At 59.7% G+C, this 23,930-nt stretch carries 17 protein-coding genes; 10 read left to right on the forward strand and 7 right to left on the reverse strand.

Annotated features, from left to right (window positions below; translation table 11 throughout):
• The first annotated feature begins 96 nt into the window (after positions 1-96).
• Together ACZZ0G_RS24165 and ACZZ0G_RS24170 are read left to right on the forward strand one after the other, a co-directional pair.
• Positions 97-1,140 carry a WD40/YVTN/BNR-like repeat-containing protein gene (locus tag ACZZ0G_RS24165; protein ID WP_463557806.1) on the forward strand — a complete coding sequence of 348 codons (1,044 nt, stop codon included), beginning with the start codon at positions 97-99 and terminating at the stop codon, positions 1,138-1,140.
• Positions 1,137-3,521, forward strand: coding sequence for an efflux RND transporter permease subunit (locus tag ACZZ0G_RS24170; protein ID WP_463557807.1), 2,385 nt, complete (start codon positions 1,137-1,139; stop codon positions 3,519-3,521). The genes ACZZ0G_RS24165 and ACZZ0G_RS24170 overlap by 4 nt, the downstream gene beginning before the upstream one ends.
• A 262-nt stretch (positions 3,522-3,783) precedes the next feature.
• On the opposite strand, the gene ACZZ0G_RS24175 is transcribed toward ACZZ0G_RS24170, so the two are convergent.
• Positions 3,784-4,503 (reverse strand): FadR/GntR family transcriptional regulator, encoded by a 720-nt coding sequence (locus ACZZ0G_RS24175; RefSeq protein WP_463557808.1) that lies wholly within the window; start codon positions 4,501-4,503, stop codon positions 3,784-3,786.
• 187 nt (positions 4,504-4,690) lie between these two features.
• Positions 4,691-6,427 carry an IlvD/Edd family dehydratase gene (locus tag ACZZ0G_RS24180; RefSeq protein ID WP_463557809.1) on the reverse strand — a complete coding sequence of 579 codons (1,737 nt, stop codon included), beginning with the start codon at positions 6,425-6,427 and terminating at the stop codon, positions 4,691-4,693.
• A gap of 193 nt (positions 6,428-6,620) precedes the next feature.
• Between ACZZ0G_RS24180 and ACZZ0G_RS24185 the strand changes: the two genes are divergently transcribed.
• The 8 genes from ACZZ0G_RS24185 to ACZZ0G_RS24220 all read left to right on the forward strand — a co-directional run bounded on the left by ACZZ0G_RS24185 (position 6,621) and on the right by ACZZ0G_RS24220 (position 13,481).
• Positions 6,621-7,943 carry an MFS transporter gene (locus ACZZ0G_RS24185; RefSeq protein ID WP_093437814.1) on the forward strand — a complete coding sequence of 441 codons (1,323 nt, stop codon included), beginning with the start codon at positions 6,621-6,623 and terminating at the stop codon, positions 7,941-7,943.
• A gap of 146 nt (positions 7,944-8,089) precedes the next feature.
• Positions 8,090-9,082, forward strand: a complete 993-nt coding sequence (araD1, locus tag ACZZ0G_RS24190; RefSeq protein WP_463557810.1) for an AraD1 family protein — start codon at positions 8,090-8,092, stop codon at positions 9,080-9,082.
• Positions 9,083-9,091: 9 nt separating this feature from the next.
• Entirely contained in the window at positions 9,092-10,672 is a 1,581-nt protein-coding gene (locus tag ACZZ0G_RS24195; protein WP_463557811.1) for an aldehyde dehydrogenase (NADP(+)), read from the forward strand.
• Positions 10,673-10,851: 179 nt separating this feature from the next.
• Positions 10,852-11,163: a DUF5629 family protein gene (locus tag ACZZ0G_RS24200; protein ID WP_008088034.1), complete on the forward strand. Its 312-nt coding sequence runs from the start codon at positions 10,852-10,854 to the stop codon at positions 11,161-11,163.
• Positions 11,150-12,325 carry a lactonase family protein gene (locus ACZZ0G_RS24205; RefSeq protein ID WP_463557812.1) on the forward strand — a complete coding sequence of 392 codons (1,176 nt, stop codon included), beginning with the start codon at positions 11,150-11,152 and terminating at the stop codon, positions 12,323-12,325. The genes ACZZ0G_RS24200 and ACZZ0G_RS24205 overlap by 14 nt, the downstream gene beginning before the upstream one ends.
• Before the next feature lie 156 nt (positions 12,326-12,481).
• A complete protein-coding gene (locus ACZZ0G_RS24210) occupies positions 12,482-12,661 on the forward strand; it encodes a hypothetical protein (protein WP_007917967.1) in 180 nt (59 codons plus the stop codon).
• Between the two features lie 353 nt (positions 12,662-13,014).
• Complete coding sequence (locus ACZZ0G_RS24215) at positions 13,015-13,227, forward strand: hypothetical protein (protein ID WP_463396636.1); 213 nt, start codon at positions 13,015-13,017, stop codon at positions 13,225-13,227.
• Positions 13,224-13,481: a hypothetical protein gene (locus tag ACZZ0G_RS24220; protein ID WP_463557813.1), complete on the forward strand. Its 258-nt coding sequence runs from the start codon at positions 13,224-13,226 to the stop codon at positions 13,479-13,481. Before ACZZ0G_RS24215 ends, ACZZ0G_RS24220 begins: the two co-directional genes overlap by 4 nt.
• 138 nt (positions 13,482-13,619) lie before the next feature.
• On the opposite strand, the gene ACZZ0G_RS24225 is transcribed toward ACZZ0G_RS24220, so the two are convergent.
• The 5 genes from ACZZ0G_RS24225 to ACZZ0G_RS24245 form a co-directional block, all read right to left on the reverse strand.
• Positions 13,620-14,216, reverse strand: coding sequence for a glutathione S-transferase (locus ACZZ0G_RS24225; RefSeq protein WP_463557814.1), 597 nt, complete (start codon positions 14,214-14,216; stop codon positions 13,620-13,622).
• Entirely contained in the window at positions 14,213-17,854 is a 3,642-nt protein-coding gene (locus ACZZ0G_RS24230; protein WP_463557815.1) for an SbcC/MukB-like Walker B domain-containing protein, read from the reverse strand. The genes ACZZ0G_RS24225 and ACZZ0G_RS24230 overlap by 4 nt, the downstream gene beginning before the upstream one ends.
• A complete protein-coding gene (locus ACZZ0G_RS24235) occupies positions 17,851-19,095 on the reverse strand; it encodes an exonuclease SbcCD subunit D C-terminal domain-containing protein (protein WP_463557816.1) in 1,245 nt (414 codons plus the stop codon). Before ACZZ0G_RS24235 ends, ACZZ0G_RS24230 begins: the two co-directional genes overlap by 4 nt.
• Positions 19,096-19,172: 77 nt before the next feature.
• A complete protein-coding gene (locus tag ACZZ0G_RS24240) occupies positions 19,173-20,303 on the reverse strand; it encodes a hypothetical protein (protein WP_463557817.1) in 1,131 nt (376 codons plus the stop codon).
• Complete coding sequence (locus ACZZ0G_RS24245; protein WP_463557818.1) at positions 20,293-23,889, reverse strand: toxin VasX; 3,597 nt, start codon at positions 23,887-23,889, stop codon at positions 20,293-20,295. The genes ACZZ0G_RS24240 and ACZZ0G_RS24245 overlap by 11 nt, the downstream gene beginning before the upstream one ends.
• Positions 23,890-23,930: the final 41 nt, after the last annotated feature.

A 23,930-nucleotide genomic window follows, 5' to 3' on the forward strand; every position in this document is an offset into this window, starting at 1 on the left:
GTTTCAGGACTATGCTCCTGAGCAGCCATCAGCGGAGCACACTTGCGGCGCCCTTGAAGGCCCAATGGCCTAACAATAATAAATAGGGGAAGGTCTATGAGTCGTTGCCGCCCGCCGGCGTTACGCAACACCGCGTTGCTGGCCACAGCTCTCTCTCTGCTGGGCTTTGCCACGTTATCGGCGCCTGTGATGGCCGCCGAGGCGCCAGCCGACGTGGTCTATGCCACTGAATCCGCCAAAGCCGCGAAAAGCCTGATTCTCGACGTCGTCCACGCCGGCGCGCGTCTGGTCGCGGTCGGGGATCGCGGGCACATTCTCTATTCCGATGACCAGGGCAAAACCTGGATTCAAGCCAAGGTGCCGAGCCGGCAATTGCTGACCGCTGTGTATTTTGTCGACGACCAGCACGGCTGGGCCGTCGGGCACGATGCGCAAATCCTCGCCAGCGCAGACGGCGGTCTGACCTGGACCAAACAATTCGAAGACCTCAAACGTGAATCGCCGCTGCTCGACGTCTGGTTCAAGGACGTCAACAGCGGCCTCGCTGTGGGCGCATACGGCGCGTTACTGGAAACCACCGACGGCGGCAAAAACTGGGAAGACGTCAGCGACCGCCTCGACAACGAAGACCAGTTCCACCTCAACGCCATCGCGTCGGTGAAGGACGCCGGGCTGTTCATCGTCGGCGAGTCTGGCAGCATGTTCCGCTCCGCCGACGACGGCCAGACCTGGGAAAAGCTCGAAGGCCCGTACGAAGGCTCGCTGTTCGGCGTGATCGGCACGGCTCAACCGCAGACCCTGCTGGCCTACGGCTTGCGCGGCAACCTCTACCGCTCCACCGACTTCGGTAGCACCTGGGAGCAAGTCGAACTGAAAGCCGCGCGCGGTGCACTGGAGTTCGGTCTGTCCGGCGCCACACTGCTCGAAGACGGCTCGATCGTCATCGTCGGCAACGGCGGTTCGGTGATCAGCAGCAGCGACAACGGCGAGACCTTCAGCGTGTTCAACCGTCCGGACCGCATCTCGCTGTCTTCCGTCACCGCTGCCGGCGACGGCAACCTGATTCTGACCGGGCAGGGTGGCGTTCATACCACTCAGCCAAACGGCGCCGAAGTTAATAACAAGAAGGCGGGGCTATGACTTCCTTGATCACTCCTCAGCAGGACAAGGCGACGTTTCTTGAACGCCTGATCTTCAACAACCGCCCGGCCGTGATTCTGATCTGTCTGGTGGTGAGCATTTTCCTGTTCTGGCAGGCCACGCTGATCCGGCCGTCGACCAGTTTCGAAAAAATGATCCCGCTCAAGCATCCGTTCATCGAGAAGATGATGGAGCACCGCAACGATCTGGCGAACCTCGGTAACACCGTGCGCATTTCCGTGGAGGCGAAGGACGGCGACATCTTCTCCAAGGAGTACATGGAGACCCTGCGGCAGATCAACGACGAGGTGTTCTACATCTCCGGCGTTGACCGCTCCGGGCTGAAATCGCTGTGGAGCCCGAGCGTACGCTGGACCGAAGTCACCGAAGAGGGTTTCGCTGGCGGTGAAGTGATCCCGCAGAGCTACAACGGCTCGCAGGACAGCCTCGATCTGCTGCGCAACAACGTACTCAAGTCCGGCCAGGTCGGGCGTCTGGTGGCCAACGACTTCAAGTCGAGCATCGTCGACATCCCGCTGCTGGAGTCCTACCCGGACCCGGAAGACCAGGGCAAGTTGCTCGCGCTGGACTATCGCAAGTTCTCCCATGAACTCGAAGACAAGATCCGCAACAAGTTCGAAGCGCAGAACCCCAACGTCAAGATTCACATCGTCGGCTTCGCCAAAAAGGTCGGCGACCTGATCGACGGTCTGGTGATGGTGGTGCTGTTCTTCGGCATCGCTTTCGTCATCACCCTGATCCTTCTGTTGTGGTTCACCAACTGCGTGCGCAGCACCATTGCCGTGTTGAGTACGACGCTGGTGGCGGTGGTCTGGCAGCTTGGCTTGATGCACTTTTTCGGCTTCGGGCTCGATCCATATTCGATGCTGGTGCCGTTCCTGATTTTCGCCATCGGTATTTCCCACGGCGTGCAGAAGATCAACGGCATCGCCCTGCAATCCAGCGAGGCCGACAACGCGCTGACCGCAGCGCGGCGCACCTTCCGGCAACTGTTCCTGCCGGGGATGATCGCGATTCTCGCGGACGCGGTGGGCTTCATCACCCTGTTGATCATCGATATCGGCGTAATCCGTGAACTGGCCATCGGCGCGTCGATCGGCGTGGCGGTGATCGTGTTCACCAACCTGATCCTGCTGCCGGTGGCGATTTCCTATGTCGGCATTAGCAAGCGGGCGATCGCCAAGAGCAAGAAGGACGCAAACCGCGAGCATCCGTTCTGGCGCTTGCTGTCGAATTTCGCCAATCCGAAAGTCGCGCGCATCTCGGTGCTGCTGGCGCTGATCGCCTTCGGTGGCGGCCTCTGGTACAGCCAGAACCTGAAAATCGGTGACCTCGACCAGGGCGCACCGGAACTGCGTCCGGACTCGCGCTACAACAAGGACAACAACTTCATTATCAGCAATTACTCCACCAGCTCTGACGTACTGGTGGTGATGGTCAAGACCAAAGCCGAAGGCTGCTCGCGTTATGAAGCCATGGCGCCGATCGATCAGTTGATGTGGAAGATGCAGAACACCGAGGGCGTGCAGTCGGCGATCTCGTTGGTGACCGTGTCCAAGCAGATGATCAAGGGCATGAACGAGGGCAACCTGAAATGGGAAACCCTGTCGCGCAACCCGGACGTACTGAACAACTCGATTGCCCGCGCCGACGGTCTGTACAACAACAGTTGCTCGCTGGCGCCGGTGCTGGTGTTCCTCAACGATCACAAGGCTGAAACCCTGGATCGTGCAGTGGCTGCCGTGCAGGAATTCGCCAAGGAGAATAACAAGGACGGCCTGGAATTCATCCTCGCCGCCGGTAACGCCGGGATCGAAGCGGCCACCAACGAAGTCATCAAGCAGGCCGAGCTGACCATCCTGATTCTGGTGTACATCTGCGTGGCGGTGATGTGCATGATCACCTTCCGTTCGTGGGCGGCGACCTTGTGCATCGTCCTGCCGCTGGTGCTGACCTCGGTACTCGGCAACGCGCTGATGGCGTTCATGGGCATCGGCGTGAAGGTTGCGACCTTGCCGGTGGTGGCGCTGGGTGTGGGGATTGGTGTCGACTACGGCATCTACATCTACAGCCGTCTGGAAAGTTTCCTGCGTGCCGGGCTGCCGTTGCAGGAAGCCTATTACCAGACGCTGAAATCCACCGGTAAAGCGGTGCTGTTCACCGGCCTGTGCCTGGCGATTGGCGTGTGCACCTGGATCTTCTCGGCGATCAAGTTCCAGGCCGACATGGGCCTGATGCTGACCTTCATGCTGCTGTGGAACATGTTCGGTGCGCTGTGGCTGTTGCCGGCACTGGCGAAGTTCCTGATCAAACCGGAGAAGCTGGCGGGGCAGAAGGGTAATTCGTTGTTTGCCCACTGATCTGAAAGCCTGAAACGACAAAGCCGCAACCTTAGGGTTGCGGCTTTTTTTGTGGGCTGGGATCAAGAGCCCCTCACCCTAGCCCTCTCCCAGAGGGAGAGGGGACTGATTGGGGGAGATTGGAGATTTACGCCGACTTGAACGGTTTGCTGTGAATCCATAATCGACTCGGTTTTTCAGGTCGATGTATGACGAAGCACAACTCGGTCAGTCCCCTCTACCTCTGGGAGAGGGCTAGGGTGAGGGCAGAAGATCTCAAGCGTTAAGTAAGTTCAGCGCCAAGCACAACACTCAACGCACTACGCGCATCATCCAACTGCACCAACGTCGCATGCCGAGCCCCCAGGGCATCACGATTCTCAATCGCCGTCAAAATCGCCTTATGCCGAGGCAGCGCCAATTCATGCAGATTCGGCCGCTGATTCGAATGCTTCAACGCCTCGGCAATCGCCACCGACAACATGTTGCACAGATTCGCCAGCAAATCATTGTGCGTCGCATCGGCAATCCGGCTATGAAAGTCCAGATCCGGTTGCAGCAATGCTTCTGGTGTCGGCGCGGCTTCCATCCGTTGGTAAGCCTCACCGATAGACGCAATTTCAGTTTCGGTCGCATGTTGAGCGGCGAGGGCGGCAGCGGCGGGTTCGATAATGCTGCGCACACTGGTCAGCACATTGAAAAACTCATTCTGCGGGCTGCTTTGCATCAGCCAGTGCAGTACGTCCGGGTCGAGCATGTGCCATTCGCGCCGAGCCTTGACCACCGTACCCACGCGTGGCTTGGAATACACCAGACCCTTGGCCACCAACACTCGCGTGGCTTCGCGCAACACCGGCCGGCTGACCGCATACTCCTCGCAGAGCAGGGCTTCGGCGGGCAGTTTGTCGTCGGGCTTGAAGCGTCCGGAGACGATCTGCATGCCCAGTTCCTGGACGATGCGCGAGTGCATGCTTTTACGGTCGGAGGGTTTGCGGTAATCCATGGGGAACGGCGCGATCCTGAGCGATGGAGATGCCGCGCATCATAGCAGGCACCAGACAATCTTGAGGCAGACACACAAGCCAAATGTGGGAGCGAGCCTGCTCGCGAAGGCGGCATATCAGTCAAATAGATGTCGACTGACACTCCCTCTTCGCGAGCAGGCTCGCTCCCACAGGAGAATTGCGCTGTTAGTGGGAATGGCGCGGCACTTCAGCGCCTCGGCAGCCGACCAGGAAGTCAAAGTCGCAACCCTGATCCGCCTGCAGCACATGGTCGATGTACAGCTGGCGATAGCCGCCCACCAACAACTGCTGCGGCGGCTGCAGATCGGCCATGCGCGCCGCCAGCTCAGCATCCGGAATATCCAGGTGCAGACGCCCGGTGGCGCAATCCAGCTCGATCCAGTCGCCTTCCTGCACCGTCGCCAAAGGCCCGCCAGCCGCCGCTTCAGGTGCCACGTGCAAAACCACGGTGCCGTACGCGGTGCCGCTCATCCGCGCATCGGAAATCCGCACCATGTCGGTCACACCCTGGGCCAACAGCTTGGCCGGCAAGCCCATGTTGCCGACTTCGGCCATGCCCGGATAACCCTTCGGCCCGCAGTTTTTCATTACCAGAATCGAATCCTTATCGACATCCAGCTCCGGATCGTTGATCCGCGCCTTGTACATGTCGAAGTTCTCGAACACCACCGCACGCCCACGATGCTGCATCAGCTCCGGTGTGGCGGCGGACGGTTTGAGCACCGCACCGAGTGGCGCCAGATTGCCGCGCAATACGCAGATGCCACCGTCAGCACGAATCGGATTGTCGAGCGTGCGGATCACCTCGTCTTCGCCATAGATCGGCGCGTCCTTGGTGTTCTCGCCGATGGACTTGCCGTTCACTGTCAGCGCATTCGGGTTTGGAATCAGATTGGCCTCACCGAGACGGCGCAGCACCGCTGGCAAACCGCCGGCGTAATAAAACTCTTCCATCAGGAAACGTCCCGACGGTTGCAGGTCGACAATGGTTGGCATGCCACGACCGATACGGGTCCAGTCATCCAGATCCAGCTCGACGCCGATGCGCCCGGCGATGGCTTTCAAGTGAATGACCGCGTTGGTCGAACCACCGATGGCAGCGTTGACACGGATAGCGTTTTCGAAAGCTTCTTTGGTGAGGATCTTCGACAGACGAAGGTCTTCGCGAACCATCTCCACCGCACGCATACCGGACATGTGCGCCAACACATAACGCCGCGCGTCCACCGCCGGAATCGCCGCGTTGTGCGGCAGGGAAGTGCCGAGCGCTTCAGCCATGCAGGCCATCGTCGATGCGGTGCCCATGGTGTTGCAGGTGCCCGCCGAGCGCGACATGCCGCCCTCGGCTGCAAGGAAATCGTCGATGGTGATGGTGCCAGCCTTGACCTGCTCGCTGAGCTGCCAGACCACGGTGCCGGAACCGATGTCCTTGCCTTTGTGCTTGCCGTTGAGCATCGGCCCGCCGGTGACGACGATGGCCGGCACGTCACAACTGGCTGCGCCCATCAGCAGCGCCGGGGTGGTTTTGTCGCAACCGGTCAGCAGCACGACGCCGTCGATCGGGTTGCCGCGAATCGCTTCTTCAACGTCCATGCTCGCCAGGTTGCGGGTGAGCATGGCGGTCGGGCGCAGGTTCGATTCGCCATTGGAGAACACCGGGAATTCCACTGGAAAACCGCCAGCCTCGATCACCCCGCGTTTGACGTGCTCCGCAATCTGGCGGAAGTGCGCGTTGCACGGGGTCAGTTCCGACCAGGTGTTGCAGATGCCGATGATCGGCTTGCCGTGGAACTGGTGGTCGGCGATGCCCTGATTCTTCATCCAGCTGCGGTACATGAAGCCGTTCTTGTCGGCCGTGCCAAACCATTGGGCGGAGCGCAGGGTGGGTTTCTTCTCAGACATGATCGATTCTCTTATTGTATGACTATAGTGTTCCAGCTACGGCTTAATCTAAGCGCAAAATCCTAGGTTTGGAAGTGTTGTTGGTGAATTAGTATTACTATATAGTCGTTTTCGACGGAGGGATGGCCCTGACGGTTTGCCGCGAGAGGCGTCCCCCGAGGTTCTATAAAAACAACAATCGGAGACCGATCTCATGAGCCAGGAACTGCGGCTGATACGGCGCATTACGTTGAAACTGATTCCCTTCCTGATCCTGCTGTACCTGATCGCCTATGTGGATCGCTCCGCCGTCGGCTTCGCCAAGCTGCACATGGGCGCCGACATCGGCATCGGCGATGCGGCTTACGGCCTCGGCGCCGGGCTGTTCTTCATTGGTTACTTCCTCCTCGAAATCCCCAGCAACCTGATGCTCGAACGCTTCGGCGCGCGGCGCTGGTTCGCGCGGATCATGATCACCTGGGGCGCCATCACCATCGGCATGGCCTTCGTGCAAGGCCCGCACAGTTTCTACGTGATGCGCTTTCTGCTCGGCGCGGCCGAGGCGGGGTTCTTCCCCGGCGTTCTCTACTACATCACCCAATGGTTTCCAGTGCGCCATCGCGGCAAGATCCTCGGGTTGTTCATTCTTTCCCAGCCTATCGCGATGATGATCACCGGCCCGGTGTCCGGCGGTTTGCTCGGCATGGACGGCGTTCTCGGTCTGCACGGCTGGCAGTGGCTGTTTATCGTGATCGGCACCCCGGCGATCCTGCTGACCTGGCCGGTATTGCGCTGGTTGCCGGACGGCCCGCAGCAAGTGAAATGGATGGATCAGGCGGAAAAAGACTGGCTGACCGGCGAGCTGAAAAAGGATCTGCAGGAATACGGCCAGACCCGTCACGGCAATCCGCTGCACGCGCTGAAAGACAAACGCGTGTTGCTGCTGGCGCTGTTCTATCTGCCGGTGACGTTGAGCATTTATGGCCTCGGTCTATGGTTACCGACGCTGATCAAACAGTTTGGCGGCAGCGATCTGGTCACCGGTTTCGTGTCGTCGGTGCCGTACATCTTTGGGATCATCGGTCTGTTGATCGTGCCGCGCAGCTCCGATCGCTTGAATGATCGCTACGGGCATCTCGCCGTTTTGTATGTGCTGGGCGCGATTGGCCTGTTCCTGAGCGCATGGCTGTCGTTGCCGGTCGCGCAACTGGCGGCGCTGTGTCTGGTGGCGTTTGCGCTGTTTTCCTGCACGGCGGTGTTCTGGACCTTGCCGGGACGGTTCTTTGCCGGCGCGAGTGCGGCGGCGGGGATTGCGCTGATCAACTCGGTGGGCAATCTCGGCGGGTACATCGGGCCGTTTGTGATCGGGGCGTTGAAGGAATACACCGGCAATCTGGCTTCAGGTCTGTACTTCCTTTCCGGGGTGATGGTGTTCGGCTTGATTCTGACCGGAATCGTCTACCGCGTGCTGGAGCGCAAACACGTGCTGCCGGTTGACCAGTTCGCCGCCAGCGCCAGAGGCGCAACCCGCACCTGACTGACTAACACTGACCCCATGTGGGAGCGAGCTTGCTCGCGAAGAGGCCATCACATTCAACATTGTTGGCGACTGACACACCGCCTTCGCGAGCAAGCTCGCTCCCACAGGGGATAGGCGGTGTTTTTGAGGGAATAGGAGAAATCATGCATCTGGTTCAATTCGAATTAAGCAACGGCGAGCGCCGCGTCGGCGTGGTCGACAACGGGCTGGTGCGCGAAGTGCAGGACGCGCGCAGCGTGCGCGATCTGGCCCTGGCCGCGATCGAGGCCGGCAGCACCCTGGAACAGCAAGTGCAAACCCTCGGCCTCGGCATCAGCCACGATTACGCCGAACTGCTCGCGCAACTGCGCATCCTGCCGCCACTCGACCACCCGGACCCGGCACACATGCTGGTCAGCGGCACCGGTCTGACCCACTTGGGCAGCGCTTCGGCGCGCGACAAAATGCACCAGCAGGCCGGCGACGAAGCGACGATGACCGACACCATGCGCATTTTCAAATGGGGCGTGGAGGGCGGCAAACCGGCGGCGGGGCAGGCCGGTGTGCAACCGGAATGGTTCTACAAAGGCGATGGCAGCATCGTCGTTCGCCCCGGCCAACCTTTCCCGGTGCCGCCGTTTGCCGAAGATGCCGGCGAAGAACCGGAGATGGCCGGCCTCTACGTGATCGGCAACGACGGCAAGCCTTATCGCCTCGGTTTCGCGGTGGGCAACGAGTTCTCCGATCACGTGATGGAGCGCAAGAACTACCTGTACCTCGCGCACTCGAAATTGCGCAATTGCAGTTATGGCCCGGAACTTCGCACCGGTGAATTGCCTCAACACCTTGCCGGCACCAGCCGAATCCTGCGTGACGGCGAAGTGCTCTGGCAGAACGAGTTTCTCAGTGGCGAGGCGAACATGTGCCACAGTCTCGCCAACCTCGAATACCACCACTTCAAATACCGCCAGTTCCTGCGTCCGGGCGACGTGCACATTCACTTCTTCGGCACCGCGACCCTGTCGTTCGCCGATGGCATTCGCACGCAACCGGGCGATCTGTTCGAAATCAGCCAGGCCGAATTCGGCGCACCGCTGGTCAACGGCATCGTGCCGATCGCAGCGGCTTTTGAACCGGACAGCATCGGCACCCTTTAAGGAGATCCCATGACTCAGATTCTCGGTCACAACTACATCGGCGGTCAGCGCAGCGCCGCTGGCAACGTCAAACTGCAATCCGTTGATGCCACGACGGGCGAACAGTTGCCGCACGATTTCATTCAGGCCACGGTTGAAGAAGTCGACGCCGCCGCCAAAGCCGCCGCTGCCGCGTACCCGGCGTATCGCAGCCTCAGCGCCGAACGCCGCGCACAGTTTCTCGACGCGATAGCCGATGAACTCGATGCCCTCGGTGATGATTTCGTTGCCGTGGTCTGCCGCGAAACCGCGCTGCCTGCCGGACGGATTCAAGGCGAACGCGGGCGTACCAGCGGGCAAATGAGGTTGTTCGCCAAAGTGTTGCGCCGTGGCGATTTCTACGGGGCACGCATTGATTTACCACTGCCGGATCGCCAGCCGTTGCCGCGCCCGGATTTGCGTCAATACCGCATTGGTCTCGGTCCTGTGGCCGTGTTCGGTGCGAGCAACTTCCCACTGGCCTTTTCCACCGCTGGCGGCGACACCGCTTCGGCGCTGGCCGCCGGTTGCCCGGTGGTGTTCAAGGCTCACAGCGGTCACATGGCCACGGCTGAAATGGTCGCCGATGCAGTGATCCGTGCCGCCGAAAAAACCGCGATGCCGGCCGGCGTGTTCAACATGATCTACGGCGGTGGCGTCGGTGAGTGGCTGGTCAAACACCCGGCCATTCAGGCCGTAGGTTTCACCGGTTCGCTCAAGGGCGGTCGGGCACTGTGCGACATGGCCGCTGCACGCCCGCAACCGATCCCGGTGTTCGCCGAGATGTCGAGCATCAACCCGGTGATCGTTTTGCCTCAGGCTTTGGCGGCTCGTGCGGAAACGGTTGCTCGCGACCTGACCGCTTCGGTGGTGCAAGGTTGCGGCCAGTTCTGTACCAATCCCGGTCTGGTGATCGGCATCCGTTCGCCGCAGTTCAGCGCGTTCGTGCAGCAGGTCGCCGGATTAATCGGCGATCAACCCGCGCAAACCATGCTCAACGCCGGCACCCTCGGCAGCTACGGCAAAGGCTTGCAGAAGCTGTTGGCGCATTCCGGCATTGAGCATCTGGCGGGTAATCCGCAGCAGGGCAATCAGGCGCAGCCGCAGTTGTTCAAGGCTGACGCCAGTCTGTTGATCGATGGCGATGAAGTGTTGCAGGAAGAAGTGTTCGGCCCGACCACGGTGATCGTCGAAGTGGCGGACAAGGCGCAACTCAGCGCCGCGTTGAACGGTCTGCACGGGCAACTCACCGCGACGATCATTGGCGAGCAGGCGGACTTCGAGCGTTTCCCTGAGCTGACGCCGTTGCTGGAACAGAAGGTCGGGCGGATCTTGCTTAACGGCTATCCGACCGGTGTCGAAGTGTGTGATTCGATGGTGCACGGCGGGCCGTATCCGGCGACGTCCGATGCTCGTGGCACCTCGGTGGGGACGCTGGCCATCGATCGCTTCCTGCGCCCGGTATGCTTCCAGAACTACCCGGACAGCTTGCTGCCGGAGCCGCTGAAAAACGCCAATCCGCTACGCATCCAGCGCCTGGTTGATGGCAAGCCCTCGCGCGACGCGTTGTAACTGACAGCCAATACCTCCTGTGGGAGCGAGCTTGCTCGCGAATGCATTCTTTCAGTCAGCCTTTCATGGCCTGACACACCGCATTCGCGAGCAGGCTCGCTCCCACAAGGGTTCCCATAAGGCCTCTGGATCACATTGAGCTATCATTGGCCCTTTCCCCCCTAGAAAGACTGTTTGCCATGACTGCCCAAACCCTTCTCAACGCCCTCGAACACTGCGGCATGGTCGAAATCGACGGCCTGCATGCCTTCGAATTCGCCCTCGACGAAGACGACAACCTGCACATCGAGTGCATCGACGGCCGAGCGGCCAAGCATTGGGAGTTCACTCCGGCTCAGGTTGCCGCGGCAACCTTCGACGACTCTTTGCAGAGCTGGTTGATTGTCGGCTATTTCAATGAAACCAAAGCGATCGGCGAACACCGCTTGGTTTGTCATGGCGATGTAGTCAGCAGCAGCGATGACGAGGATGACACTGATGAAAATGCGTAAATTCTGGCCGCTGCTGATGGCCGGCAGCGTCAGTGCGATGGGCCTGTCCACTGCATCTGCAGAAAGCTTCCAATTGCTGGTCGGTTCCTACACCGCCAACACCAGCCAGGGTCTCTATCGCATGAACTTCGACAGCGCTACCGGCCAGATCGCCGCCAAGCCGCTGCAAGTGGTCAAGAGTGAAAATCCGTCGTGGCTGACCCTGTCCAAGGATCAGCATCGTCTGTTCGTGGTCAATGAAAACGGCCCCGGCCAGAAAGACCCGGTCGGCCGTGTCAGCAGTTATTCGATCGATCCGAAAACCCACACGTTGACCCTGATCAATCAGGTGCAGAGCCTGGGCAACGAGCCGACCCATTCGAGCCTCAGCGCTGACGCCAGCCACTTGTTCGTCAGCAACTATTCGGTGATGGAAGATCCGGGTGGAACGCTGGCAGTATTGCCGGTCGGTGCCGACGGCAAACTCAAGCCCGTTGTGCAGATGAGCGCGCACCCGGCCAGCCGGGTCAATCCTGAGCGCCAGGCCTCGAATCACGTACACTCGACGGTCTCTTCGCCGGACGGTCGCTATGTGTTCTCCAACGACCTGGGCGCGGACAAAGTCTTCATCTACCAATTCGACCCGAAAGCCAATCCGGACTTGCCGCTGACCCCGGCGAAAACCGCTTCCGTGGCGTTGCCAGCCGGCAGCGGCCCGCGTCATCTGCTGTTCAGCGCTGACGGCAAACACGCCTGGCTGACCATGGAAATGAGCGCGCAGGTCGCGGTGTTCGACTACAACGACGGCGTGCTGACCCAGACGCAACTGGTCGATCTGGCCGCCGGTCAGCCGACCTCGGACAAGGCCGGGGCCGCGTTGCACGCCTCGGCGGATGGCAAGTTCCTCTACGTCAGCAACCGTGGCACTGCCAATCAACTGATGGTGTTTGCGATTGATCCGGCGAGCGGCCAGCTCAAAGAGCTGCAAAAGCGTTCGGTGGAAGGCGATCATCCGCGCGAATTCAGCCTCGATCCAAGCGGAAAATTCCTGTTGATCGCCAACCAGAAGAGCAACGAGATTGTCGTCGTCGAGCGCGATGGCAAAACCGGCCTGCTCGGCAAAACCGTGCAGAAACTGCCGATGGACGCACCGAGCGACCTCAAGTTTCTAGTGCGACAATAAGCCACAGGCCCCGGTTTACGGGGCCTGTCTCTTTGTATTAATCGCGCTGATATCCGGTAATGCTACAAAGCATTTCAAGCGATCGACCCTCGAGCGTTAAGTTTGCTTCACGGCCCAACCGGGCAAACAAGCCAACCGAACACGAGGGTTACCACCATGAACTTCAATCTCTTCTCCGTGATTGCCGCTTCCGCCATCTCCGCCACCGTTGTGCTGCCAGCCAGTGCCAACGTTGAAATCAACAGCAAAAAATCCCACACCCAGAGCTATACCCAAAAATACCTGCAACAGAGCGCCAACTTCTATGCCGCCCTGGATCACAAAGCTCAACACTGAAATGCCCATTCTGCACAACTCCCTGTAGGAGCTGCCGAAGGCTGCGATCTTTTGATCTTGCCCTTGGGATCGTTCCCACGCTCCGCGTGGGAACGCAGCCCGTGACGCTCCGCGTCACTGGACGCAGAGCGTCCCAAGAGGCATTCCCACGCGGAGCATGGGAACGATCAGATCGCAGCCTTCGACAGCTCCTGTCCGTGTGTTTTTCACCTCACGATAGCTTTCTTCAAACCCGCAAATAGACTGGCTAAATAATCAACGAAGCTGATGTTTACTATGGCAAACCCTGAGTGGTTGCCACGGCTTTTTTGATCGATTCTGTGGGCATCGAAACATGCCCACGGGTGAACACCATGGCCAGCGCAATCATTCATTCAGCCAAACGCGGCGCCTACCTGGCCATTGGTCTTTACCTGGCTGTGGTGTTGGTCGTCAGCATCGCCTCGCAGATGGAACACAGCTTCGACGCACCGATTGAAGTCGCCCATCCTGGCATCCAGTTCGAAGTCCGCTCGCAAAGCGTGATGGTCGACCGGGCCGAACTCGCGGGAGTCGGCGGAGCATGAAAGGCTACAGACTTTGGGTCATTGCCAGTCTGGCGATCATGACCAACGGCGCTTCATTACTGGGAATAGGCCAAGGCTCGGTAGGCGCATTGGCCCGGGCCATAGAGGCCAATCACAGCATCGCGCACAACATCGAACGGGCGAATACCCTGGGGCTGATGACCGGCAATCCGCCGGTAAAAGTCTCGGCGGACTTTCTTGGCCCGTTCGAAGTGGATTGCATGGCGCTCGGCATGTGCAACGCGTTGGCGTAAAGCGCTTACTTCTTGATCGTTCCCACGCTCCGCGTGGGAATGCAGCCCCGGACGCTCCGCGTCCGATTGGAACGCAGAGCGTCCCTTGAGGCATTCCCACGCAGAGCGTGGGGAACGATCAGAGCAGGAAGGTAAGGGTTACTTTTTCATGACTGCGGTAAAGAGCTCGGATTCGAGGAAGCGCTGCAACCAGGCCTGCAATCGCGGATACGGCGTCTGCGCAAACCACTCACGATCAACATGCGCAAACTGCCGTACGAACGGCAGCAGGGCGATATCGGCCAGGCAAGGATGGTCAGCCAACAGGTAGTCGTATTCACCCAGCGTCAGATCCAGATGATGCGCAATCATTGAGCATTGCATCCGGTAGACCTCCATCGGCTCTTCGGGATAGCGCTCGGCGTATTTGTAGTGGTTCAGCGATGTTTTGAAAACCTCATCGTTGGTCTTGATCAGCATGTCCATGATGACTTGCGCACCTGGGTCATCTTTGAGCAACCAATCATCCGGATCATTCTGCGCCAACGCCCAGCGCATGATCTCCAGACTCTCGTCAATCACCCGCCCACCGGCATCCAGCACCGGCACCGTGCCCTTGGGTGAGATCGCCAGCATCTCGGCAGGCTTGGCCTTGAGGCTGACCTCAACGATCTCCACTGGCACGCCCGCATAACGGAGTGCCATCCGCGCGCGCATCGCGTACGGGCAGCGGCGGAAGGAATACAGTGTGTTCATTTCACCTCCAGTGTGCTCAAACCGTTGCCTTGACGCTGTACCTGAATCTGCACCGGAATCCGTTCATGCATTTCCTGCACGTGGGAAATTACAGCGACCTTACGGCCCTGTGCCTGCAAGCCGTCGAGCGCATCCATCGCCAGTTGCAGGGATTCCGGGTCGAGGCTGCCGAAGCCTTCATCGATAAACAGCGATTCGATTTTCAACGTGCTCGACGCCATCGACGCCAAGCCCAGTGCGAGGGCCAGAGACACCAGGAACGTCTCGCCGCCCGACAACGAATGCACCGAGCGCAGTTCGTCACCCATTTCGGTGTCCATCACCAGCAAGCCGAGCATGCTGCCGCCGCGCTTCAGGCGATAGCGTTTGACCAGTTGGCGCAGTTGCACGTTGGCGTGATGCACCAGCAAGTCGAGGTTGTAGGCCTGGGCGATCTTGCGGAAGGTGTCGCCGGTGGCTGAGCCGATCAAGGCACTGAGTCGCGCCCAGCGTTGATATTCGGCATACGCCGAGGCGATCTGCTGCGCCAGTGCCTGATTGGCGTTTTGCCGACGTTGGTCCTCGACCTGTTCGGCACGCAATTCGGCGCATTGCTGTTCGCTGACGGTGAACTGGTTTTGCAGGTCGGCGAGGGCGCTGGTCAGTTGCTCGGCATCTAGATTGCCGTTGTGCTGCGCCTGATGATCGAGCAACAGGCGATCACGCTCCTGCAACAACACCTTGGCTTGTTCGATGGCTTTTTCGTTGTGCTGCAAGCGCTGGCGCAGCTCGGCAACTTGCCCGTCATCGACCCGCAACAGATCTTCGAGGCCACCGTCATCCAGCTCCGGATGGCGGGCGCGCCAGTCGGCAATTTTGCCGGCAAGATCCTGTTCTTCGATTTCCAGCGCCTGCAAACGCTCTTGCTGCGCCTTGAGTTCGGCGGCGATCTGCACGAGCTGCGTGCGCACGTTTTGCAGTTCCTGCGCAGTGCCGGTTTCGGCGTTGCGCGCCTGTTCGACCGCTTGCTCGAGTTGCTGCTGCCAGTGCTCGGCGCTGCTGTTTTCGCCAAGCAATTGTGCGAGTTTCTGCTGGCAGGCTTGCTGTTGCCCGGTCAGCGCAGTGAATTGCTGTTCGGCGCTGAGCGACTGCTGCGTACGGGTTTGCTGGCGATCCTGTTCTTTTTCCAGCGTCTGTTGCCGCTGTTGCTGCTCGGCCTGCTCTTCCTTCTGCTGGTCGACTTGCGCCAAGCGCTCGGTGATCTGCCGGTCAAGCTGCATGAACGTTGCCGCCGGCTCCTGGCGCAGGGCTTCAAGGGTATCGGCCGGCAGCAGATTGCCGAACGCCGCCAGCTCTTCATCGAGACGCTGGCGGTCGCTGCTCAACTCGCGCTGCTGATTGCTCAGGTGTTGCGCGGCCTGCTGATGCGCGGTTTCGGCCTGACGCAATTGCTGGGTCAGACGCGCGGCATCCTGTTGCAGGGTGAGCAGGGCGCTCTGGCGTTGTTCGTCCTGGGTGATGCTCTGCTTCAGTTGATCGTTCTGGCGGGACAGCCAGGCATCGCGCTTGTCGGCGTCCTGATTGAACAACTGCGCGGCCAGCGGATGCGCGTCGAGGCTTGGCGCCAATGCTTGCTGCCGGGCGGCCAGTTGTTCTTGCTGTTGCAGCAGTTCTTTCTGTTGAGCGATGACACCAACCACTTCAGCGCGCAGTTCTGTGAGCTTTTCCTTGAGCTGATCAACCACCTGCTGGGCGTTGGCCTGCTCGCTTTCATCGTGGCGACCGAGGCTTTGCAGCAGTGCTTCCGGTTGATGATATGGATGTTCGCTGCTGCCACAGACCGGGCACGGCTGATCGTCCTGCAACTGCGCACGCAACTCTTCGACGCTGGCACTGCGCGCCAGACGCTGGCGCTCAAGCAGTTCGCGGGTGACGTTGAGGGTTTGCTCGGCGACAGCCAGATCGGCTTTGCTTTTCACGCCGTCCTGAGTCAGACGTTCGCGTTCCTGCTGGGCGCTGAGCTGACGCTGTTGCAACTCGGCGCTGTGCTGGTCCAGATCCTGTTGCGTGGCCCACAGGCGCGACAGGTCTTCGAAGGCGCGCAGTTGTTTGCGGTTGTCCTGCAGCAGTGTGCCGAGAATGCCGATCTGCTCGGCGACCGCATCAGGTTCGGCGCCGGCCTCTTTGAACAGCACTTCCAGTTGCTGCTTCTGCGTGGTCAGTTCTGCGGCGCTGCGCGTAGCGTTCTGTTCGAGGCCCGCCAGTTCCGCCTGACCCTTGTTCAAGCGATTGCCGATCAGCATCAGCTGTTGCAGGCGATCGCGGTAGGCATTCCATGCATCACTCAACGGTGCCAGATGCGCGCTTTGCTCAAGTTCGGCGGCAATGCGTTGCAGGCGTTCGGCGACCTGGGTCTGTTTTTCCTGCAAGGCTTGAATGGCGTTCTGGCCTTCGCTGCAAGCCTGCTGCACATTGAGCCTGGCTTCGGCACTTTGCGCGACATCCTTGGCCAGGCGGGCGAGGGTGCTTTGTTCTTCAAAAGCCTGACGCAACAGCGGCGCGTTTTCGCTTTGCCGTTGTTGCGCTTCGCTCAGCGCAACTTTCGCCGCGTCGAGATTTTGTTCCAGTTGCGTCTGCCGCTCAGTCAGTTCGGCGTACTGCTGCGTGTGCGCGGCTATTTGCGCGGCCAACGGCGTCAGCAGCGCATCGAGTTGCGTTTTGCGGGCGAACTGATGCCGCTGCGGGCCGAGCTGCTCCAGGCGCGTCAGTTTCAGCCGCTCGCCGGCCAGACCCTCCGATTGCTGCTGGGCACTGTGCAGTTGCTCGGCGGCGGCTTGCTGCGCATCCTGCAACACACGCAAATCCTTGAGCCAGCCGTGTTGCTGTTCAAGCTGTTTGAGCTGCGCCTGCTGCAATTTCAACTGCTGTTGCGCGGCGTTGAAGCGCTCGTCCAGTTCAGCCCGGGCTTCGGGCGCCAGTGGCGTGACGCCGGTGGCTTGATCCTGCAACAGCTTGTGCGCTTCGCGGGCCTCCTTGGTCTTGTCGAAGGCGCGGCGGCCGAGGCGGGTATACAGCGCCGTGTCGGTGAGTTTTTCCAGCAGTTCGCTGCGGTCGTTGTCGTCGGCTTTCAGGAATGCGCTGAACTCGCTCTGCGCCAGCAACACGGCGCGGGTGAATTGTTCGAAGTTCAGGCCGAGCGCGGCTTCCAGTTGAGTTTTGTATTCGCCTTTCTGGCTGGCGAGCAGTTGATCCTGGTCGATATCGCGCAGGCTCTGACGACTGGCCTGCAACTTGCCGCCGGCCTTCTCGCGGGCGCGGTTGGCTTCCCAGCGCGCCCGATAGCGACGGCCATCGACGCCGACGAAATCCACTTCGGCATAACCTTCGCCGGTGCCACGCCGCAGCAGGGTGCGCGGGTCGCCAGTGGCAATTTCGCCGTCGGCGTCAGGGACTTTCGCATCGCGGCTGGTGTTGTTCAGACGCGGCACAGTGCCGAACAGCGCCAGACACAACGCGTCAAGCAGGGTGCTTTTACCGGCGCCGGTCGGGCCGGTAATCGCGAACAAACCGGCACTGGCCAGCGGTTCAGCGGTGAAATCGATTTCGAACGGGCCCGCCAGCGAGGCGAGGTTCTTCAAACGAATGGCGAGAATTTTCATGGCTGCTCGCCCTCCAGTTGTACGTCCTGCAGCAGTTCAGCGAAGTCCTTCAGCGTCTGCTCATCGACCTCGCTGCCGTAGTTATCGAGCCAGGCGCGGCTGAACAGTTCTTGCGGGGTGAGCTGGTCGAGTTCGATCAGCGCGGTGCCATCCTCCTCGCCGTCAGCGCCACGCTTGCCGGCGTATTCAGCGGCGATGCGCACAAGGCGCACGGCTTTGCCTTGCAGGGCGCTTTCGACTTGATGGCGCAGATCCGGCTGTGGCTCGTCGAGGATTACGCGCACTTCCAGCCACGGTTGCCGCTGGGTTTCAGCGAGCAGATCGATGTTCGGCAGATCGGCCAGCTGCAGCAGAATCTCCGCCAACGGTGCCGGGCCGATGCGTTGCAGATTGACCGAGCGCGGGATCAGTTTCGGCTCGACGCTGACCAGGGTTTCGCCGTCGAGGGTGACGTCGAGAATCTGGTGCTGATAGCCAATCTCCGAGAACGACAACGGAATCGGCGAACCGCTGTAGCGAATGCGCTCTTCACCATTGACCTTCTGCGGCTTGTGCAAATGGCCGAGGGCGACATAGCTGATGCTCGGCCCGAACAGACTGGCGGGCAGGGCTTCGGCGTTGCCAATGATCAGGCTGCGCTCGGAGTCTTCCGACACCGAGCCGCCGGCCATGTGCGCGTGACTGATGGCGATAAGCGCCTGACCGGGTTGGCGCTTGGCATTGGCGGCTTCGATCAGCCATTCGTGCACCTGACCGATGCCACGCAAATAGTTGTCGCCCAGATGCGCGCCGGTGACTTCCGCCGGGCGCAGAAACGGCAACGCCAGGCACCACGCCGCAATTTCCCCTTGGGCATTCGGCAGCGGCAGCAACAAACGCTCGGCATCGAGTTGGCCGTCATCCAGCCACAACACCCGTCCCAGCGCATGGGTGCGCAAACGGCGCATCAGCGGCGCAGGCAGTTCGATCCGCGAGCCGGAATCGTGGTTGCCGGCGATCATCACGATGGTCAGCAGCGGCTGCTGTTCGTGGGCGCTGACGATGAAATCGTAGAGGCGTTCCTGAGCTTTGACCGGCGGATTGACCGTGTCGAAGATGTCCCCGGCAATCAGCAGCACATCCGGCTGCGCCAGTTGCAGTTGGCGCAGCAGCCATTCTAGAAAACAGGCGTGCTCGAAATCGCGCTCCTGGCCATGCAGGTTTTGCCCAAGGTGCCAGTCGGAGGTGTGGAACAGACGCAAGGTGGACTCCGCATGTCGATCAGAAAAGAGCCGCAGGGTAGAAAGGGCGGCGAAAAGAAAGGGAGTTTACTGGCAAATCACCCCCCTTGCTGTGCCGCGTGCCCAACTGCGCCCACTTCGGCAAAAATTTCCGTGATCGGGCGGTACGGCTGGCGCTTTTGCATTTGCCGCACTTGTTCACTTAACCGCAGTAGTTCTTCGCTAGGTTTAGCCCATTGGTCTTGCGGCAGCGGTTCCGACCATTCGCGCATGACGTCGGGCAGCGCCTGTTTGCCGATTCTTTCGAGGCGGCGCACTTCCCATTCGACGAGGTGGTTGGGAATCGTCCACAAGGTCATGACGTGGTAGAGGTACCAGAAAAAGCCCGACAGCCTTGTTCGTGTGCCTTCGCGGATTTGCTGGTGCATGCGCGCGCGGGCGTTGCGAAAGGTGTGCAGGCCTTCGTGGGCTGGGTCGTCCGGGCCTTGGAGGTCTTGCAGGTCCTGAATGGATTTGAGGTCGTTGACCTCGTATTCCATGTAGCCGCGAATCGCCTCCCAGTGGCTGATCGCGAGTGGCAGGCCGGCGCATTGGAATTCTAGGCTGGTGAGGGTTTCGCCTTGGTAGAAACCGATGCCCATGCCGTATTGGCGGTGGATGCCGTATTGGGTCGCGCCTTGGGCTTCGATGATCCAGGCGGAGAGGGATTCCCAGGGGACGAAGACGGGCTCGGTTTCGCCTGCGGGCATAAAGCAGACTTCGCGGCGTTGGCGGTTGAAGCGGGTTGGGATGAGGGTGGCGCGTTTTTTGTGGTTGTGGTGCCAGACAGCGAGTCCTATGGACAGCATGGCAAATGCGGTCAGCAATCCTAGTTTTGATGACGGAAAAAATAATTGCTCCGCAAACTCCCAGGAATACAGCCAGTCGTACCCCAACACGAGACCAAAACAAAAACTAAATATAGGCAGCAAGACGGACCACATAAAGGTCATTGTTAATGGACCACCTAAAGTCATCTGCCACATAAAAACTTGGGGTCCCCCCGCCCCGAAGTCCATAAAAACGTCATTCAATTCACCAATATATGGGCTGTAGGGCGGCAGAGATGTTGGAAACGGTAAGGGCGCGAGATAGGTAATTTTTCCGCTCGGAAACGGTTCGATATCTCCAGCTTTTTTAGATTGCTTAAAATGCAGTGCGGATGCGGGCGGACAGGATTTATTCGGCATGGTCGGACTGCTCCAAAAACTGGGCTTCAACCAGTAACATGGGCGGGTTTTCCTTGACGATTTGAGGTGTGACTACATCGAAATGCCCTTCATCCCTTGGATCTAGATGTATGACGCGTGTCCGCGCGGCCCACTCGCCTTTGTCGTTCAGTTTTTGAATACAAACTGCCAGTTCCAGCGTTTCTTTCGCAGGGATGAACTCAGAATCTGGATCCACCGGGTACTGAAGACAGAGCACCAACCCCTCGGGCGATGACTTGACGAGGCGCAGGCTGCTTAAAATCTCATCGCTGATCACATCCTTTCGCTCTCGCGGTGCTCCTCGACTATGCAAGGGAATGGAAATACGGTGCGCGCCGATGCCTAATCGATACTTCGATTTGCCTCCAAAGGGAGGCTGGAGATCACTTAACGTCAGTCTTGGCAGCACCAGATGGATATCGCTGGCTTTGGCTTTGAACAGCAGGTTTTTCAACCAAGAATCGTGCGGATTTAGGCCAAGTTGCGCATAAGGCGCATGTATCAGAAAAGCCAGATAACTTTGATAGTCCTCCAGTGAATGATCCCCGCGCATCCCTGTGTCCCGGCTCCAAGGCGTGATTTTCAGCCACTTGTCGTGGACGCTAAGGTTGTAGCGGTTGAAAAGCCAGGTGCCACTGAGTTCCAGCACTGTGAACAAGGCACCGGCCAGATTGAAGCGAAAAAACACGGTGGAAAGACGTGTGCCGGCGGCGGCCCATGCAGCTGTTCTTGCTGCCCTATTTGGTGCGGAAAATACGGTATAACCCGCGTGTAAGGTGTTGCTTAAACCGTAAGCATTAGCGGCCGTCATTCCACCAGCACCTAGTGTCGCCAACGCGGCTGCACCTTGCTCCGAATAGTTGCCAGTGCGAATTGCCTGCTGCCAACTTTCAATTTGTTTTTTGAGACTGATTGCTGAGGACAACAAACCAAGACCATAAGTGAACATGCCTAACCCAACATGCAACTTACCCAACTGCACATTTACATGCTGCATAGCATGGGGTTGAAGCGCAGCAATAAGCGCAGTACTACGAGCTTTCAAAGCCGTATCAGCGAGACTCTGCGCTGCAGTGAATCCAGCACCTCCAGTCGTAGCTACCGCAGACAAAATCGGGCCGATAGTTCGTTTGTTCTTTGACTGCCTGAGCGTTTCCTTAAAAACCCCCACCAAATTCACCACCTGCACCAAAACCACCACCAACCCCATCCCTTCCGTCCTCACCAAACTCCCCGTCGACACCCCAGTCACGCCCAACCGAATATTCCCCAACAAACTCCTCAACTCCCCCTGCTGCGCCGGCGGAAACACCACCGTCACCCCCGCTCTTGCAGGCGTTGCGCCATACAAGCGCGCCGAGCGATCCGGCAGTTCTTCGATCGGGCTCAACGCCGCTGCCAAACGTCCTTCGAACAGCGCCAATTGCGCCCGCACCCGCACGATTTCTTCCTGTAATTCCACCGCCCGCGCCGTTTTGTGGCCCTGGCGATTTTTGTTGTGGGTGAGCTGGTTGCGTTCGCGATTGAGGGTTTTCAGGTATTCGCGTTCTCTGAGCAATTCCTTGATCGCGCCTTGCAACGCGGTCTGTTCCGCCGGGCTGGCGACGGTGAAGGTCACGCCGCTGGTTCTGGCCGCGTCGAAGAGGCGCAGGCGCAAAGCTTTGGGCAGGCGCTGAAACAGTTCTTCCAGCTCGGGGATTTTCTCGCCCGACAGGTCGAAGCCTTCCAGTACGCGGTTCAAGCCCAGGTTCAGTGCCGGGCTGTAGGTGTCCTGCACGGCTGCCGCGACGACGCGAGTGTGTTCGGGCAGTTCGTCGAGGGCCGGCAACTGCGGATGCTCGACTTTGCGCAGTTTGGCCAGCCATTCTGGCAGGTTGTTGAACATCGCCATGCCGGCGTTGAACAGCGTTGAATATTGCCCGGCTTGCAGGGTTTGCAGGCGCAGCGGCAAGGTGTAGAACAACGTGCGGGTCATTTCCGGGTGCTGTTCGAGAAAACCGAGCATCTGTTCGCTGGCCGCGTCGCTGCGGCACAGGTCCTTGAGGCAGGCGTATTCGGTGCTGAGGGCTTGGCCGATTTGCACCGCCACTTGCGCGTCGTAATACCAGGCCGAACGATGGAAGCGCCCGGCGACCAGCAGTTGCGTGCGGTCGGCGGTGATGCGTTCGAGCAGGCGGTTCCAGCGGCCGAGGTTGTCGCGGTGACGGTTGAGGACTTCGTCCATCGCCGGGCGGTCGATCAGGTCGTTGATGCCGCGTTTGCCGCTGAGGATCGGCCCGTCGAGCACGTCGCGCATGCGCCGATCCTGATCCTTGCCGAGGTCGACCAGTGTCGAAAGGTGCCGTTCGACAAAGTCTCGCGGGGCGACTTCGGCAAAATACTCGCGCGTATAAAAACGTCGATCCGCCTCGGCGGTAGCGCGACCATAAGCCTTGGCGTCCGGCGCTAAACCATCGAATCGATTTAACGCCAACGCATCATCAAGGGCTTTTTCGCGAAGTTGCGAAAGCTCTGGCGATACTTCCGCAGAAGCAGGTTCAACCGTGCCGCCCTTGTTCAAATACTCAAGCAACGCCTTGCGGGTATTTTCCCGATCCGGCTCGGGCAGTTGCTCCAGCTCGGCATAAAACGCCTTTGCCTGCGGATCGTCACTGGCCTTGGCCAAATTATCGAAATCTTCGCTGCCGAGCTGGCTCAGGGACTCGATGTAACTGGCCAGCAGATAATCACGTTCATTGTTGCCGCTGTTGCTCCACTCTTCGACCCAGCCGACCACGACATCCTGATACTCGGCCAGATCACGCATCACCCCCAAGTCATCATTGACCAGCAGAAACAGCGTGTCGTCCTGATAAGGCCCGCGCACCCGACCGAGAAACTCGCCGATGTGCGCCTCGCGAAAGCGTCGCGGCTGTTCCCACAGATACGGTTCGCGTTCGTGCTCCGGCGCATCGCTGACCTGCACCGCCGGCATCCGCACCGCATCGGTCTCGGCAACCGGTTCAGCCTCCACCGCCACCTCCGCCAGCCATTGTCGGGTCTGCTCGACGGTCAACAAGTGCTCGCCGCCAACCAGGCAATTGACCGGCCCCAGATCGACCGCCTGCATGAAGTGCTCGCGCTCTGCCATGCTGTCCAGCACCTGCTGGCACTTGGCAGCGCTCAGTTGCACCTCGGCAAACGTCACGTACAGCGTGCTCTTGCGCGAAAAGATCAACGCTGGACGCTCTTCGATCGCTGCACGCTGATCTTCCGTGACGGTTTTACCTTGGTGCAGCAGCGCGGTGACGATGCCGTCGAGTACGCGATATTCGTACAACTCGCCACCGAGGCTGTCGATGATGTACAGCCAGCCATCGCGCAACCGGCGAATGCCCATTGGCCGCGCGGTCAGGACATACGGCAACTGCAACTCGGCAACCGGGTCGTAAGCTCTTTCCACCAGGCCATAGGCCAACGGCAACAGTTGCACATGGGTTTGCCGCAGCGGGCAAGCGCCAGGAGAACCGATGGGGGTTTTGGACGCGGCGGCAGCTGCGAGGTTGGCGGGATGGGTTCTGGACATTCATGTTTTCCTGTCTCTTTTCGAGACAGGGAACTGTGAAT

It is taken from the genome of Pseudomonas sp. AC169 (assembly GCF_979258515.1).